This is a genomic window from Paenibacillus sonchi (assembly GCF_016772475.1).
Taxonomy (GTDB): domain Bacteria; phylum Bacillota; class Bacilli; order Paenibacillales; family Paenibacillaceae; genus Paenibacillus_AQ; species Paenibacillus_AQ sonchi.
Genome location: NZ_CP068595.1, coordinates 5492682 through 5508506 on the forward strand (window position 1 = coordinate 5492682; position 15825 = coordinate 5508506).

Here is a 15825-nt window from a genome sequence, read left to right on the forward strand (position 1 = left end):
AAGGAGAGAACTGTGAGATGCAAATTCAACTTGACCCGTTAACCCGCAGACGGCTGGGAGAGAGCCTGGATGGCAGACCGGGATTTCTCAAGCTGTTCTATGATACCGAGGATTGCGGCTGCAATGGCGTCCTTGTCATTCAGATCGTAGACTCGCCAAATGCCACAGACATCGTCATTCAGAACGAACCCTACACGTTCTTGTGTGACCGCCAGCAGGAATCCTTGTTTGATTCCTCAATGACGCTGGCAGCAGATGAAAATTATCCTTCTTATAAGCTTACCAGTCCTTCCAGCCTGTTCAGCTCCAATATTAGGGTTAAGGATCTCCGGTGAGCATGGGAGTACCTGTCCCACCATGTTTGATTCGCAGTTTCTGATTTTCAGTAACTTCAGAACGTAACCGGGCAGCAAGCCTCCGTGAATGGGGACTTGCTGCCCGTTGTATTTAGAGGAACAGGATGCAGGGATCGGCTGTTTCAAGTATAATGGGGACTATCTGAAACAGGAGGCAGTAACGAAATGAAGCCGATTACAATCTTGATTGCGGATGATGAGGCCGAGATCGCTGAACTGATTGCCATACACCTGGAGAGGGAGGGCTATCATACGGTCAAGGCCTCGAACGGGAGAGCCGCGATGCAGGCCGTGCAATCCCAACCGGTAGATCTGGCCATCCTGGATATCATGATGCCCGAGCTGGATGGTCATGAGGTCACCCGCCAGATCCGCGAGCAGTACCGGATGCCAATTATTTTTTGAGTGCCAAGGCTACGGATCTGGATAAAATAACCGGCCTGGTCCTTGGAGCGGATGATTATATGACCAAGCCGTTTAACCCGATGGAGCTGGTGGCACGGGTAAAAGCCCAGCTTCGCCGGGCCATGCAGCTGAATCAGCCGGCTGAAGGCGCGCACGCTGTGCTGCAGATTGGCGGTCTGATCATTGATCCGGATAAACGCACCGTCGCAATCTACGGGCAGACGGTGGAGCTCACCCCGAAGGAATTTGACATACTGCAGCTGCTGGCCAGCCACCCGAACAAGGTATTCAGTGCAGAAAATATCTTTGAACAGGTATGGGGCGAGTCTTATTATGACAGCGGCAATACCGTAATGGTCCATATCCGCACCCTCCGCAAAAAGCTTAGCGAGGACCCCAAAAAGTTTGTCAAAACCGTCTGGGGCGTAGGATATACGTTCAATGGCTAGAAACAAGCGCAGTTTCCGCACAAGTATGCTGATGCTGTTCGGGCTCAGTATGCTGATCTCCGGTCTCCTTACTTATCTGGTCTATAAAGGGCTCCAGTTGTATTACCATGAAAAGGTTCTGGCAGAAGATGATATTGCCCGCTTGCGGGCTTTCATCTATAGGGTTGGGGATGTTAACTTTTTTTAATTCTGTTCGTGCCGCTGGCGATCTTCTTTTTTTTCCTGCTGACCAAACGCTACGCCGCTTATTTTGACACCATTTCCTCGGGTATTCACAATCTCGCCAACGGTGAGTTTAGCTCCAGGGTGGAGATCACCTCTCACGATGAGTTTCAGGTTATCGCTGAAGACATCAACCGGGCGAGCGAGCAGCTGCAAAAAGCTGTGGAGCGGGGGGATTTTGCCGAGAGCAGCAAGGATCAGCTGGTGCTGAATCTGGCACATGATATCCGGACGCCGCTGACGTCGGTGCTGGGTTATCTGGACTACATTCTGAATCATACAGACCTGACGGCGGAGCAGGTTAAGCATTACACCATGATCGCGTACACCAAATCGCAGCGGCTGGAGAAGCTGATTGAAGAGCTGTTCGAGATTACGAGAGTCAACTATGGAATGCTTGCAGTGGTCAAGGCCCCGATCGATCTCAGTGAACTGCTGTTCCAGCTTAATGAAGAGCTTTATCCCCTTTTCGAAAAAAACAAACTAACCTCCAGGCTGCAGATTACGCCCCAGATGGTCATCCCTGCGGATGGGGAGCTGCTTGCCCGCGTCTTTGAGAATCTTTTGACGAATGCAGCGCGGTATGGCAGGGATGGTCAATTTGTGGATATACACTGCAGGCAGGAGGGGAGCAGCGCGGTGGTCCAGATTATTAATTATGGAAATTTCATACCTGCAGAAGAGCTGCCCTTCCTCTTTGATATGTTCTATACAGGAGACCGGGCACGCACCTCGGATGCGAACAGCACCGGACTGGGGCTTTTTATCGCCAAAAATATCGTCGAGCAGCATGGCGGCACCATCACCGCAGAGAGCAGTGTAACCCGGACCTTATTCGAAGTGCGCCTGCCGCTTCAAGCCTGAAATCAGACAGAGCTAATGAAATTTAAGGAAAATTTAATTTTTGGGCCACTTTGTATTTAAGCTTTTCCCTGTATTCTGTTGAAACAACGATAAAAGGGAGATGCTTGCATTGAAGAAGTGGCTTTTTTTGTGCATTGTTTTGCTGGTCATCGCGTTCAAAATCTTTCAAAAAGAAGTGCTGCCGGCCAAGAATCCGACAATTATAGAGCATACGGCAGAAATATCTGCGTCTAGAGAAGACACAGCAACCATTCGTATTGACAAAGAACAAATCTACAAGGGAGACCTCATTCTCGTCAACAAAGAGTATCCTGTACATAAGAAAGGGGTTGCCAAGGATATCCTTGAGCTATCCCGTCATGATGAGCTGACACAGGGGTTTGAATTGCTTGACCGTTCCATTGAGCTGTCTAAGAGAGTAACCGAACGGTTTTCGGAGCTGACCGCAGCGGCCGCTAAGGATGGTGCAGAGAATTTCCGCATTAGCAGCGGGTACAGGGATCAAGAGGAGCAGGGCAGGCTCTACAAAGAAAAAGGAGCAGATTACGCGTTGCCCGCCGGTTACAGTGAACACAACACAGGCCTGTCGCTGGACATTGGCTCTTCGCTTGGAGAAATCAAGGATTCACCGGAAGGGAAATGGCTCCGGGCAAACGCTTGGAACTATGGGTTTATTCTCAGGTACCCCGAAGACAAGACGAATATTACGGGAATTAAATACGAGGCCTGGCATTTCCGCTACGTCGGTCTGCCGCATAGTCTGGTCATGAAGGAGAAGAACATGGTGCTGGAAGAATATCTTGCCGATCTGAAACAGCGGAAGCGCCAGCAGATTACGGTCGCGGACCGCAAATATCTCATGCTCTATGTACCGGCATCCCAATTGGGCAGTGTTCATGTGCCTGCCGGCCATCCTTATACAGTATCAGGAAACAACAGCGATGGGGTCATTGTCACAGTGGAGCTCAGCAAGTGGGGCACGCCATGAAGAGGCTGGACCGGAAGCTTTTGATATTGGGGACTGCCGTATATTTGTATGTGCTGATCAAAATCATCTTGTTCAAGTATGCGCCGGTGGATATTGCTTTCCTCTGGCGTCAGCTGCATAGTGTACTGGAACATCCCGGAATGATTCGGTACGGGTTGGCGTTTGCCAACTTTACTCCCTTTGTCTCGATCAGCCAGAATCTGCATCAGCTCTCCAATCCGCATGATTTCGTGAATCTGTTTGGAAATATTGCGCTGTTTGTTCCCCTGGGGATATTCATCCGGCTGTTAGCCAAAGGAGGCTTGTTCACAGCTCTTGTGCTTTCATTCGGAATAAGCTTTTCTCTGGAAGGCACACAGCTTCTCTTATCCATGGGCAGTTTTGATGTCGATGACCTTATTTTGAATGTGTTTGGAGGTCTGTTAGGATATGTCATTTGCCTGAAAAACCCCCGGAAGCATGGGAAAGCGCAATTGCAGCAGCAGGTTTTAGCTGAAAAGACCGGTTGAGGAAACATTCGCTTGTATGGCGATTGCTTCTCCGCCGGCGGAGTGAATGTGCTTTAATTTATGTATAACGCATCAGATTCGACAGGAGGACAATTTGTGAGAACGATCGGAATCGATATTGGAACGACCTCGATTACGGGATTGGTATATGATTTGGAACAACGAAAGGTTTTGCACCGGATTACAGCAGAGAATTCGGCGCAGCTTCCCGGCAGGGTCAAAGAATGGGAACGTCTGCAGGACCCTGCCGTTATCCTCCATCTCGTGCAAGGTATTTTTGAGCAACTCATGTTGCGGGAGCCGGAGGTTCAAGGGATCGGATTCACCGGACAAATGCATGGGATTGTATATACAGATGCCGCAGGAAAACATGTGAGTCCGCTCTATACCTGGCAGGATAGAAGAGGAAGTGTGCCTTATGACGAATTTCTCACCCATGCGGAGAAGCTGAGTAAGGATACCGGTTATCCGGTTGCTCCCGGCTACGGGTTGGCTACTCATTTTTATAATCTGGGACATGGGCTTGTTCCCATAGAAGCAGTCAGCTTATGCACCATCGCCGATTATGCCGCCATGAGATTGGCAGAACGCGCTGATCCGGTGATTGATTCCACGCAAGCTGCCGGACTGGGATGCTACAGCATCCCAAATGGTGTTTTTGACCTGGAGGCCATTGACCGGTCAGGCATCGGTACAGAGCTGCTGCCCCGGGTGGTTCAAGCTGGAACGCTTGTGGGATTAACCCGGCAAGGTGTCCCGGTATACACTTCACTCGGAGACAATCAGGCAAGCTTTCTCGGCAGTGTCCCCTGTCCTGAGGAAACGCTGCTGCTGAACATGGGGACCGGAAGCCAATTGTCGGCCATGCTGACCGGTGCGACCGGAAGTATGGAGGGATTGGAAGCACGGCCTTATCCCGGAGGCGGGATCCTAATGGTTGGTGCCGCACTCAGCGGAGGGAAATCCTATGCGCTTCTGGAGAAGTTCTATCGGCAAGTCATCGAAGCCTATACGGGTCAATCCCAAGAAGAGGTGTATCCTTTATTGGACAAATTATTGGGTGATGGACCGCTCGCAACAGGCGGCCTCACAGTGAACCCGCAGTTTCTGGGTACGCGGCTGAACCCGGAAGCACGGGGGAGTGTGGAGGGGATCACGTTGGACAATTTCACTCCAGGCCTGCTGGCCCATGCTTTTCTCCAAGGCATTACGGATGAGCTGTATGCCTTTTATAGATCTATAGAGCAGATTGGTTCCGGGGTACAATGGACCCGGCTCATTGGTTCCGGCAACGCGCTGCGCGCTAATCCGGTTCTGCGCTCGAAAGTGGAAGCATGCTTCGGACTGCCCCTTACCTTGAGCGCTGCTCCGGAAGAAGCTGCAGTCGGAGCAGCATTGCACGCCGCTGTTGGCGCTGGAGGCATTCCAAGCTATCGGGAAGCCGGGCAGTACCTGGGATAAAGCGGCAAAACAGTTGACTTAGCAGCTACAGATCAGAACATCTGCGGAAATTGCTTAATAATCGCCGTGCTAAGCATGTCGGCCATTGCCAAGGCACCTTTTTCGATAGGGTCATAGAGCTGGACACTTTGTTTGTAATCCTTTTGGAGCAGAGTCACGGCTTCTGCTTTGGTTAATGCCAGATGCTGGTAGAACATTTTTCTGAATTCCTCTTTGGGCAGATACGGATTCAGACGGCTGAGAAATTCCACAATCTGGTCGCCATTGGCATACCATTTCTTCTCGGCTGCGGCGGCCGCCGCTTGGTCTCCAGCTTTAGCGGCTTTGACCAGGTCGGCAGCAATGACTAGATGCTCCCTAATAAGCTGGCCGTAAGCGTCACCTGCTGCTGCGCCATAGAAGGGCTTAAGGGCTTCGCCCATATCCTGTGCATTCTGCAATAGGCGGGGCAAAACAGCATCGATGTCAGGTAACCCGTATACAAGGCTGCGGATGGTGATGATGGTCCAGGCCACATGCTGCTCCCATAATGTTCTCATGTGGAGTATCAGCTCAACCTGCGCTCTGCTAAAGCATCCCGGCGCTGGCCCCGCATGTATCGGCATGGATTGGTGCATGGCATTAGGGCTTCCCTGTGCGGGGAAGTAGGGTCTCCAATTATACTGCATGAAATATTCCTCCTTAGTTCCTGTGTACCCTATCTTATGGTATATCCGCCCAGGTGGTTCTTCTGGAATCAAAAAGCGCGCTTCTCTTCCTCGTGAAGGGAAACGCGCCTTTTTTCATTGGAAATCTCTAGTTCACGCGATATTTAAAGATTAAACAACAGACAACGTGAAGCGGAAGCTGTATGGCCGGTTAGACGGAAGCGTGAATTCTGTGTGTGTCGGAGCACCCCAGCTGTCGTCACCGCCGACACCCATTTGTTTGTAATTGACTCTCAACACGCTTTTGGCGGAAGGGGCCAATTTATAGGGATGATCGCTGGCTTCCAGTTCTTCCGGCGTCCATGGCAGGACGTTGACTTCGAACGGTAAAGTGCTTTCCAGATGTATCCCGTTGCCGGACACGCTCTCGGTAAGGGATGCATAGCGCACACCGGTTTTGTTGCCGCATTCCTGCGGACGCAGGTAATGGACGAACTGCTCACTTACCTTGCCGGTGTAGTGTCCCAGCTTGGCGCTGGTCTGTCGGTCCCAATAATTCTCATGCGGGCCTTTGCCGTACCAGGAGACCGTATCCAGCTCCCCATCCAGTTCAAAAAGCAATCCGAACTCGGGGATCTCCGGCAGTCCTTCACCTCCCGGGTTCAGTTCCTGTGTGATATCCACTTTTCCGTCCGGTGTAATCTTATATTGCAGCAGCAGGGTGGAGGCAGGTTGGGTTGCCAGCTGATAGCTAACCGCTACAGTGCATAGATGATCTCCGGCTGTACAAGAGAAGCCCGTAAGGGTTCTGCTGTAGGAAGCATCCTTCCATACCGCACAGCGTTTATCGAGTCCATTGCCCAGATCGTTGTCGGTTACCGCTCTCCAGAAGTTAGGTCTCACAGGTGCCAGCAAGCGCTCTTTACCGGAAGTAGTATAGGAGAACAGGTCGCCGGTTGCAGCATTGAAGGCCAGAGCAAAGCTGTCTCCCTGAATCGCAACAACATCCGTTTGTTCGGTGATACGCAGTTCAGTTCCGGTCCCTTTGGGATCAGCGGAAGTGGCGGCTCCGGCTCTTGGAGACAGCACAAATTGTTCCCAGGCAATCTCATGCCCTGCTTCTGACCATACAGTCGCTGAAGACTGTATGAAGGACAAGGTCAATACTGCTTCCTGATTACCCGTAAAAGTGCTTCCGTCATAAGGAATGACACATTCAGCGGTTGCTCCCGGATCAGCGGTAACCTGTATCAAGCCTTCCTGCACAACCGTACCGTCCAAGGCCGCTGTCCATTTCAGCCCATACTCTGCCAGGTTCGTAAACAAATAATTGTTGCGGATTTCAAAACGGCCTTTTGCCAGATCCACAGCGGTTATTTTCACATTCTGATAACATTTCTTAACTTCCAGCAGCTTAGGGGTAATGCTGCGGTCCGCGAACAGCAGCCCGTTGCCGCTGAAGTTGCCGTCATGCGGATTTTCCCCGAAATCTCCGCCGTAAGCCAGATACTCCATTCCATCTGCCGTTGTGGTGCGGATCGCCTGATCTACCCAGTCCCAGATGAATCCGCCCTGAATGATATCATATTGGTCGAACAGCTCTGTATACAGATGCAAGCCGCCGCAGGAGTTCCCCATCGCATGGCTGTATTCGCAGAGGATGTAAGGTTTTTTGGGGTCTTTCTTCGCATACTCAACAACATCCCACGGCTTGATATACATTGTGGATTCAATATCGCTAGCCGCATCGGACGGACGGTAATGGAAGGTACCTTCATAATGAACGACCCGGCCCGGATCGGCTTCCCGCAGATAGTCATGCATGGCAATAAAGTTATCTCCCCCGAAGGACTCATTGCCGAGCGACCAGATCACCACCGAAGGGTGGTTTTTGTCTCTTTGCATCATGGAATTGCAGCGGTCGAGCACGTTGGCGCGCCATTCCGGTCTGCTGGCGGGGACGTTCCCGTCATGCAGTTCTTTTTGACCATACTGCCAGGAACCGTGCGTCTCCAGATTGGTTTCATCAATCACATAAAGTCCATATTCATCGCACAGCTCATACCAGATGGATTGGTTCGGGTAATGGGAGGTGCGCACGGCATTGATATTGTGGGCCTTCATCAGTTCAATGTCGCGGATCATATCCTCTTTACCGAGTGCCCGGCCGGTTTCACAGGAGAACTCATGGCGGTTGGTACCTTTGAAAACGATGCGTTTTCCGTTAATCTTCATCAGACCGTCCTTGATTTCAAAAGTGCGGAAGCCCACTTTGCTGCTGACCGCTTCCTGCAATTCACCCTGTTCATTCTTCAAAGAGAGGACTAGGGTATACAAATACGGCTTTTCGGCGCTCCATTTCTCAGGGGCCGCAACTGCTGCTCCGAGCTTCAAATGCTGCAATTCACCGTCTCCAAAGGCAACTGCGGCAGATACCGGAGCAGTCCACACGGTTTGGCCATCAGCGTCATACAGCTGCATTTCAACCGTATACGGGCCGGCTTTTGCATTAAAATAATCCTCAACCTTCACATCCACATTCAGTTCCGCATCCGCATAATGCTCATCCAGGCCGGTATGGACAAAAAAGTCGGCAATGTGTACGGGAGGGGCCGTGTAGAGATAGACATCGCGGAAAATGCCGCTGAGCCGCCAGAAATCCTGGTCCTCCAGCCAGCTTGCATCACACCAGCGGTAGACCTCAACCGCCAGCTTGTTCTCGCCTTCCTTCAAGTATGCCGTAATATCGTATTCGGAAGGGGTGAACGTATCTTCACCATAACCCGCTAATTCTCCATTCACCCACACATAAAAAGCGGATTCAACCCCCTGAAAGCTGAGATAGACCGGCTGGCCCGCCCAGTTCTCCGGCACCGTGAAGGTACGGATATATGAACCTACAGGATTGTACACCGTCGGGGCAAAAGGGGGCTTCAAATCCGGCTCGGAAACTGCCCACGGATAACGGACATTGGTATATTGAGGGTAGTCATACCCCTGAAACTGCCAATGGGAGGGGACGGGAATTTCCGCCCAGCCGCTGCTGTCATATTCCGCTCTATAGAAGTCCTGAATGCGCTGCTCCGGTGTTTCTGCAAAAGCAAATTTCCAGCTCCCGTTCAGCAGATGGTAATTGGGCGACGCTGCCCGATCTCCCTTCAAGGCTTCGGAAATACTGGGATATGAAATCATGGAGGCATGTGCATCCAGACGGTTCAGCTGAAAAATTTCAGGGTTGTTATTCCATTCAGGATATCCATTGGCAGGCGGCTCATAGGTAAATTTGTTGCGCACATTAACATCTCCTTATATTATTATATTCATATTATAAGAGGGCCACTCATCAAGAGATATAGAAGAATATTCGCTTGTATATCACAATATGAAACAGGAGAATGGACATGGAGAGCACACTGGTTTTTTGCGAGACCGAAGAAATGGCGCCCTTGCCGCTGTATGCGACTACGATCGGGTTCTGGGAGCATCAGCCGGCAATGGAGCGGCCCGCAGGGTTCCCGGACTATCAGATGCATCAGGTTCTTGAGGGCAAAGGAGAACTGTTCTTGAAGGACAAACATTACATTGTGGAGCCGGGGGATGTCTTTTTTCTTTTCCGCATGTTGTCCATGCCTATGCGCCGATCAGCGCAGCCTGGAAGCTGTCCTGGGTTTCTTTTAATGGAAGGGAGGCGGGAAGCCTGCTGGCGTATGCCGGAATCCGGGAGTCCGGAACGGGGCGGTTAAGCAGACTCCCGTTGCTGGAGCCTCTGCACGAAATGCTGGAGCTCTCGCATGGCAATAGTCTCCAGATGAATCTGGAGCGTTCCAAGCTGATGTATGCACTGATGCTGGAGCTCAAAGTTCAGCTGTCGGCACCGGCAGGCGGGCCGGAGGAGCTGGAACGTATTAAGCCGGTGCTGCAGCATATCGAAAGCAATCTGCACCGGGCACTTCCGCTCAAAGAATTAGCCGAGGTCGCTTCCATCTCGCCGCAATATTTATGCCGCCTGTTTCAGCGGACACTGCATGAGCGGCCGGTAACCTATATCAACAAGCAGCGGATCAACCGCAGCAAGCAGCTGATGTTCAGCGGCAGGGAGAAGAAGATTTATGAGATCGCAGAGCAGGCGGGGTTTGAGAATACGAGTTATTTCTGCGCCGTCTTCAAACGGGTCACCGGCATGCGGCCGGAGGAGTTCAAGCAGCTGCATGGTCTGGAGGGCTGAAGAGCGTAAGAGGCAGCAGAAAAACCGCGAACCCGATGTTCACGGTCTTCATGATACGGCTTGCCGGACTCAATCGAAGGTCATTGCGAACCATAAATAAACCTCTCAACCGCCGCTGCCGCTGTCCGGACATCCGGGTCCGAGTTGTCAATTTGCAGGATGTTGTCCGCCGGAAGCGGCCAGGCTATTGTGCGGCTGCCCAGTGAAGCGCGGAACATCTCCCAATTCTGAAACTTCCAGGCATCGAGCGGCGAATGCCGGCCTTCAATCCGTTCCCGGTACAGCCCGGAATTGCCCAGGCTTACCAGGACAACCTTCACTTCAATTTCCTCCAGGGTCCGGCCGATCCGGGCCAGCTCACCCCGATCCAGTCCGGCTCAGCGGCTTCTTTGGTGAATGGCCCTACTACAAACACATCACAGTCCAGACCCATATTGTCAAGCGCGGCATCCATAGTGATCCTATAGCCCAGATCGCGGCATAATCTCTTATATTCGGCAGAATCCCGGTCAGCGGGGTCCAGCCCGTGCATCTGCATAATGACATCAGCAGCAGGCCGGAGCAGGATGTCCATATCCAGGACCGCGGCTTTTCGGCGGGACGCAACGGCTTTGGCCAAGGTCGTTTTGCCGGCCCCCGCCGGTCCCAGGAAAAATACAAGCTGGTTCATCGGTGTCTCTCCTTAACTGAAAATACTATTACATAATCGTACCATTTTTCACCCTGAAAATCTCCTGCCTTTGAATGCAAAGTCACTGACACCCGGCAGATGGAATGCTACCATGCTGGTATACACATGCAGGAGGTGGTCCCTTTGCGCGGGAATAACGGTGAGCTAACCTATTCCTTAACCGGGGATGACGGGGGAGCCGGGCAGTACTTTAGGGACGTTGCTCTTTTTACAGATGAAGTTCTGATGAAATTGCATGAAGACCCGTCGATAGCCAAGTTTAGCCGGTATATAGCATTAAGAAAGCCGGAAGCCTGGAATCCAGATATCTATGCCCTTGAATGGCTGATGATTGGCGTACTATGGAACGTATATAACACAAGAGCAACAGCGGGAAGTGTATCTGCCGGACGGCTTCTTTCATCACTGTACAGGCATAGAAGCCGGAGCCGCAGGGCGCGCAGAGCCGTGGACTGGCTGAAGGGGATTGCTGGGACTACCGTGCTGGCCCGGCGCCATCAAGCTTCTGAGCGGATACAACTGCAATCATTAGCCAGACTTCTTGGGTGGTTGACCGCCAGCGGAGAGTTCGAGCAGGAAACCGGGCGGCTGAAGATCTGGCTTGATTTTCTCAGAGGCTTGCCGGGCAAAGAGAGCGCAGGCATACTGCATCGGGCTGTGCAGAAGGCCACTTGGTTTGAGCGGCGCAGTCTGGAGTGTCTCGGCAGCTATACTTCCCAGGTAGAGACTTATATTGAGCACAATCACCAGCGGTTGAAGTGGCAGGAAAACCGTATTTTCTGCAGCCGGGAACGGGTGGAGTACCATTTGAACATGGTTGGAGCGGAAATCATGAACCGGGTTTTTCACGATGGCTTCCGAGCGGCATCTGAGAAAATAGTATTCCTGCCCATCTGCATGCGCAACAAATCCGCCGAGGCTTGCCGGGCGGTGCCGGAGGGACAGGGGTATGTCTGCAGACGCTGCTCCAAAACCTGCCGGGTACATGCAGTTACAGCGATGGCCGAAGCCTGTGACAGCAAGGTGCTGATAATTCCGCATGCCTCAACGGCTTTTGGGAAAGAACGCATCCCTGAGGGCAAAGTCGGTATTGTCGGCATAGCCTGTGTCCTGAATCTCATCTCCGGCGGGTACAAAGCCCGTGAAATGGGGTATCTGCCGCAATGTGTACTGCTCCATTATCAGGCTGTGTGATGCATTGGCATCCGGAGGGCATCGAGACCTGTATCGATATGGATCGTCTTCAGGTTATGCTGGAACAGGGTAAGCCTGCAAGCAAAACCTGAATATAATAGGATCTTGTGTTATGGTTGATCTTGATCTTCTATCTATACAATTTATTTACTCACAGGCGTTATTCCAGCGGAGGGCAATCACAATGAACAGACGCAAACTTCAACTTTTCTGCTTAATGGCGGCAGGGATGCTGCAAATAGCCGGGTGTGAAACCGGGTCTGACGCGCAGCCTGATCCAGTCACGCAGATTCGGGCAGAGAAGAGTAATCAAGACAAGGCTTCAGCAGAGAATAGAGGGACAGGCAGAGATTATATCTTTCAAGACAGTGACAAGAAGCTGTTGACCGAGGATAATCTCAGCAACATCGACAGCAGAATGCTGGAGCTGGCGAGAAATGAGATTTTTGCCCGGCATGGCCAAGTATTTAAGCGGCCGGACCTGAAAGACTATTTTGCAGGCAAACGCTGGTACACAGCCGTTGCGGATTACAATGGCAGCCTGACGGATACAGAAAGCAGGAACCTTAAGCTGATTCAAAAACATGAGAAGCTCATGTCTGCCAACCAGCTGGAAAAACTGTGGGATGTGGATGATCATGTGCTCGGTTATCCGCAGGGCGATGAGTCTATCCGGCTTCCGGCAGCAAATGTGGATTTGAATGGCGACGGGACGGTTGAGCATATCCAAATGAACTTAATCCGGCATAACGAGGTCAGTGACGAATGGAACCTCTCGGTAAATGATACTGAACTGACAATTGAGCTGTCTGACTCATACTCCACTTCTTATTTCAAAATTGTTGATTCGGATATCAATGACCCCTATTTTGAAATCGCTTTGGAGGACAGCAATGAGTCTGCGCAATTCACAACGGAGTATTACTATTATAACGGGCATAACCTTATACATATGGGAACGCTGGACGGGCTTACAGCCAATGCGCTGTCTTTGGATGGAAAAGGAACAGTAACAACATCGAGACAAGCCATTGACTTTCAATGCTGGTTCTATCTTGAAACATTTGAGCTGGACGCCGAGCACATGTGGAAGGCATCTCCGGCTGATTATTATCCCATGGAACCGCCTACGCCTTGGGTAGCCAAAGTGCGTTTTCCTGTCTATAAAACCTCCGGGCAACACGATATTCTCAAGTGGGTGGAGCCAGGGGATTCAGTCTATTTCCAGGGCGGAGACACGGAGGGGAATGGAAAGATTAAGACAGAGGAGGGTACAACGGGGTGGATTCAAGTCAAGGATGGTCATCTTGCCGGAACGGATACAGATATCTATGACTGTTTTGAAGGGCTGCTGTTATATGGCTGATCCGTTTGACAACTAAACCGTCCAGACGGTATATTCAATTCAGGACGGTGATGAAATGAGTAAAGACGGCGAAGAAAAAATCCCGAAGCGGATGCTTATTCTACTCGCTGCGATAGAGGTTATGCGTGAGCTGGGCGGAGAGCAATTGACGCTGGAGTTGGTTGCCAAGCGGGCCGGAGTCAGCAAAGGCGGCTTGCTATACCATTTTCCGGGTAAAGAAGCGCTGGTTAATGGTGTAGTGGAGGCGTTGACGAACAGCTTTGAAGCCGATCTGGAAAAACGGATTGTTGCGGATCCAATCAGCAGCGGGAGATGGAGCAGGGCTTATATTGAATCCACCTTCGACGAAGCCGGTGTCGGCAATGATGTAGGTACAGTGCTTGCTTCAGCGCTTTTCCTCAACCCGGAATCCTTGAACGGTATTCGCCATGCCTATGCAGATTGGCAGCTTAATATTGAGAACGACGGGTTGGACCCTGTACAAACGACCATTGCCAGACTAGCTGCCGACGGCTTATGGTTTGCGGAGATGTTTGGCCTTGCCCCTCCGGGCAAAGAATTGAAGCAGCGGGTGCTTGAGGCTTTGCTGCAGCTTACAAAGGAGGGAAACTAATGGCTTATTTGCTGCTGGCGGTATCCATTGCCAGTGAACTGCTTGGAACTTCAATGCTGAAGGCATCCCAAGGCTTTACACGGCTGGTTCCGTCTATTGTGACAGTGGTTGCATTCATATGTTCGTTCTATTTCTTGTCGATCTCACTGAAGTCCATTCCCTTGAATACAGCGTACGCCATCTGGTCAGGGCTTGGTACAGTAATTACAGTGATTGTGTCGGTCGTAATCTGGAAGGAAAAGATTAATACCGCCAGCGTCGTCGGAATCGCCCTTATCATCATTGGCGTGGTTGTGCTGAATTTGCTGGGTCCGGGACACGGGCCTTCTGAAGACCAACAATCTAGCAATCTGCATTCTGTGGCTGCCATCGAAAAGAGGAACTCCTAGATTCAAATTAGGCAGGTTCTGCATTAAGAAGTCACCTGGAAAGTTAGGCAAGTTAGGCAGAGTTGTTAGTCCATTACGCAGCAGTTAGGAAGGGAAAATGAATCCATTGAAGCGGCTCGCAGAAACAGCATCTGCGGGCCGCTTTTGAAACTGAAATCCTATACATACGTCGACAATCTTAATATATCATGATATATTATTATGTATAATCGTGAAAAATCAGAGTCAGGAGATAGTGAAAAGTCATGACCGAACCGACTTCTTCCAAGCCGATGTATGAGAAAATATTTGACGAAGTGAAGGAGAGCATATTGACTCAAGCCTACCAGCTTGGAGAACGTGTCCCTTCCGAGAAAGAGCTTGCCGATACCTATAACGTGAGCCGTATCACCAGTAAAAAAGCACTTGAGATGCTGGCCGCAGAGCACCTAATCGTCCGCAAACCGGGCAGGGGCTCCTTTGTGGCCGATCCAGCGGCCGAATCTCAGGAACTGGCGGCCGCAGCAGATACCGGGAGGACTGCAATCAACACAGAGGAAAAGACCATTGGGCTGATAATAACCGACTTCGGCAACAGCTACGGGACCGGACTGATATATGGCATGGAACAGGCCTCGCGCGATAATGACTGTTTTCTGGTCCTGCGGAGGACCTTCGGTATTCCTGAGAATGAGGAGCAATCCATCCAGAAGCTGCTCAACCTGGGTGTGGACGGGCTCATCATTTTCCCGGCTCAGGGTGAATATTTCAATGCTGAAATTCTTAAGCTGGTTATTGACCGTTTCCCGCTGGTGCTGGTGGACCGGCATTTGAAGGGGGTTGCCGCCGCATCGATCAGCTCGGACAATCTCCAGGCTGCGTTAGAAGCTACCGAGTATTTGTTTGATCTGGGACATACACATATATCGTTTTTGTCACCTCCTCCGGTAGATACAACAGCCGTAGAAGACCGGATTGAAGGCTTTATTCAAGCACACGCCCAGCGGGGAATTATGGTGGATAAGGAGCTGTGGGTCAGCGACCTGACTTCGACCCTGCCGAAGTTTTTTAACCAGGATAACATTGAAAGGGACATCACGCGCCTGATCTCTCATTTGGAGAGCCACCCTTCCATTACGGCACTGTTTGCCATTGAGTACAATATTGCTCTGCTCGCCAAGACTGCAGTAGAACGCCTGGGGCTGCGAATTCCTGAAGACATTTCAATTATTTGCTTCGACAGTCCGCCAACCCATCTCGGCGGCGGCTATTCCTTCACCCATATGCGTCAGAATGAAGAAGAGATGGGGCGGATTGCTGTGGAAAATGTGCTGAGTCTGATGAACGGGCAGCCCGTACCCAATAAGGTAATGCTGGATGCGAAGCTGATCCCCGGCAGCTCGACCGGGCCAGCATCCCACAAATAAAGAGATTTGCGGGAGACCCCATTTAAGACATTCCCAAATC

The 15825-nt window shown here is 51.2% G+C and carries 14 protein-coding genes and 3 pseudogenes; 13 read left to right on the forward strand and 4 right to left on the reverse strand.

Annotation, left to right across the window (positions count from 1 at the left end):
- The first annotated feature begins 17 nt into the window (after window positions 1-17).
- From JI735_RS24500 to JI735_RS24525, 6 genes and pseudogenes are all read left to right on the forward strand, one after another.
- Window positions 18-335 carry an iron-sulfur cluster biosynthesis family protein gene (locus JI735_RS24500; protein WP_020428638.1) on the forward strand — a complete coding sequence of 106 codons (318 nt, stop codon included), beginning with the start codon at window positions 18-20 and terminating at the stop codon, window positions 333-335.
- 186 nt (window positions 336-521) lie between these two features.
- Window positions 522-1210, forward strand: a pseudogene (locus JI735_RS24505) (response regulator transcription factor).
- A pseudogene (locus JI735_RS24510) lies at window positions 1203-2296 on the forward strand (sensor histidine kinase). The pseudogenes JI735_RS24505 and JI735_RS24510 overlap by 8 nt, the downstream one beginning before the upstream one ends.
- Before the next feature lie 109 nt (window positions 2297-2405).
- The gene (locus JI735_RS24515; protein WP_039837288.1) at window positions 2406-3284 is read left to right on the forward strand and encodes a D-Ala-D-Ala carboxypeptidase VanY; all 879 of its coding nucleotides are present in this window, start codon (window positions 2406-2408) and stop codon (window positions 3282-3284) included.
- Between the two features lie 26 nt (window positions 3285-3310).
- Window positions 3311-3793 (forward strand): VanZ family protein, encoded by a 483-nt coding sequence (locus tag JI735_RS24520; RefSeq protein ID WP_233476043.1) that lies wholly within the window; start codon window positions 3311-3313, stop codon window positions 3791-3793.
- Window positions 3794-3889: 96 nt separating this feature from the next.
- The gene (locus JI735_RS24525; RefSeq protein WP_039837286.1) at window positions 3890-5254 is read left to right on the forward strand and encodes a sedoheptulokinase; all 1365 of its coding nucleotides are present in this window, start codon (window positions 3890-3892) and stop codon (window positions 5252-5254) included.
- Between the two features lie 32 nt (window positions 5255-5286).
- Here JI735_RS24525 and JI735_RS24530 read toward each other — a convergent pair whose 3' ends face one another.
- Together JI735_RS24530 and lacZ are read right to left on the reverse strand one after the other, a co-directional pair.
- Complete coding sequence (locus tag JI735_RS24530; RefSeq protein WP_325175637.1) at window positions 5287-5871, reverse strand: acetylglutamate kinase; 585 nt, start codon at window positions 5869-5871, stop codon at window positions 5287-5289.
- 201 nt (window positions 5872-6072) lie between these two features.
- Complete coding sequence (gene lacZ / locus JI735_RS24535; protein ID WP_202676533.1) at window positions 6073-9195, reverse strand: beta-galactosidase, LacZ type; 3123 nt, start codon at window positions 9193-9195, stop codon at window positions 6073-6075.
- Window positions 9196-9505: 310 nt separating this feature from the next.
- Between lacZ and JI735_RS36275 the strand changes: the two are divergent.
- Both JI735_RS36275 and JI735_RS36280 read left to right on the forward strand, forming a co-directional pair.
- A pseudogene (locus JI735_RS36275) lies at window positions 9506-9685 on the forward strand (AraC family ligand binding domain-containing protein); the annotation flags it as partial.
- Between the two features lie 60 nt (window positions 9686-9745).
- On the forward strand, window positions 9746-10126 hold the full coding sequence (locus JI735_RS36280; protein ID WP_233476515.1) for a helix-turn-helix transcriptional regulator: 381 nt from the start codon (window positions 9746-9748) through the stop codon (window positions 10124-10126).
- Window positions 10127-10206: 80 nt separating this feature from the next.
- Here the strand turns inward: JI735_RS36280 and JI735_RS37505 are convergent, their stop codons facing one another.
- Together JI735_RS37505 and JI735_RS37510 are read right to left on the reverse strand one after the other, a co-directional pair.
- Window positions 10207-10446: a hypothetical protein gene (locus JI735_RS37505; RefSeq protein ID WP_325175540.1), complete on the reverse strand. Its 240-nt coding sequence runs from the start codon at window positions 10444-10446 to the stop codon at window positions 10207-10209.
- Window positions 10443-10796, reverse strand: a complete 354-nt coding sequence (locus tag JI735_RS37510) for a P-loop nucleotide/nucleoside kinase family protein (RefSeq protein ID WP_325175541.1) — start codon at window positions 10794-10796, stop codon at window positions 10443-10445. Before JI735_RS37510 ends, JI735_RS37505 begins: the two co-directional genes overlap by 4 nt.
- 144 nt (window positions 10797-10940) lie before the next feature.
- On the opposite strand from JI735_RS37510, the gene JI735_RS24550 reads away from it, so the two are divergent.
- The 5 genes from JI735_RS24550 to JI735_RS24570 all read left to right on the forward strand — a co-directional run bounded on the left by JI735_RS24550 (window position 10941) and on the right by JI735_RS24570 (window position 15785).
- Window positions 10941-12011, forward strand: coding sequence for a DUF116 domain-containing protein (locus tag JI735_RS24550; protein WP_039837277.1), 1071 nt, complete (start codon window positions 10941-10943; stop codon window positions 12009-12011).
- A gap of 184 nt (window positions 12012-12195) precedes the next feature.
- Complete coding sequence (locus JI735_RS24555; protein WP_039837275.1) at window positions 12196-13377, forward strand: YARHG domain-containing protein; 1182 nt, start codon at window positions 12196-12198, stop codon at window positions 13375-13377.
- A 55-nt stretch (window positions 13378-13432) separates the two neighbouring features.
- Window positions 13433-13990: a TetR/AcrR family transcriptional regulator gene (locus JI735_RS24560; RefSeq protein WP_039837274.1), complete on the forward strand. Its 558-nt coding sequence runs from the start codon at window positions 13433-13435 to the stop codon at window positions 13988-13990.
- Window positions 13990-14379: a DMT family transporter gene (locus JI735_RS24565; RefSeq protein ID WP_039837273.1), complete on the forward strand. Its 390-nt coding sequence runs from the start codon at window positions 13990-13992 to the stop codon at window positions 14377-14379. The genes JI735_RS24560 and JI735_RS24565 overlap by 1 nt, the downstream gene beginning before the upstream one ends.
- Before the next feature lie 245 nt (window positions 14380-14624).
- Entirely contained in the window at window positions 14625-15785 is a 1161-nt protein-coding gene (locus tag JI735_RS24570; RefSeq protein WP_039837272.1) for a GntR family transcriptional regulator, read from the forward strand.
- Window positions 15786-15825: the final 40 nt, after the last annotated feature.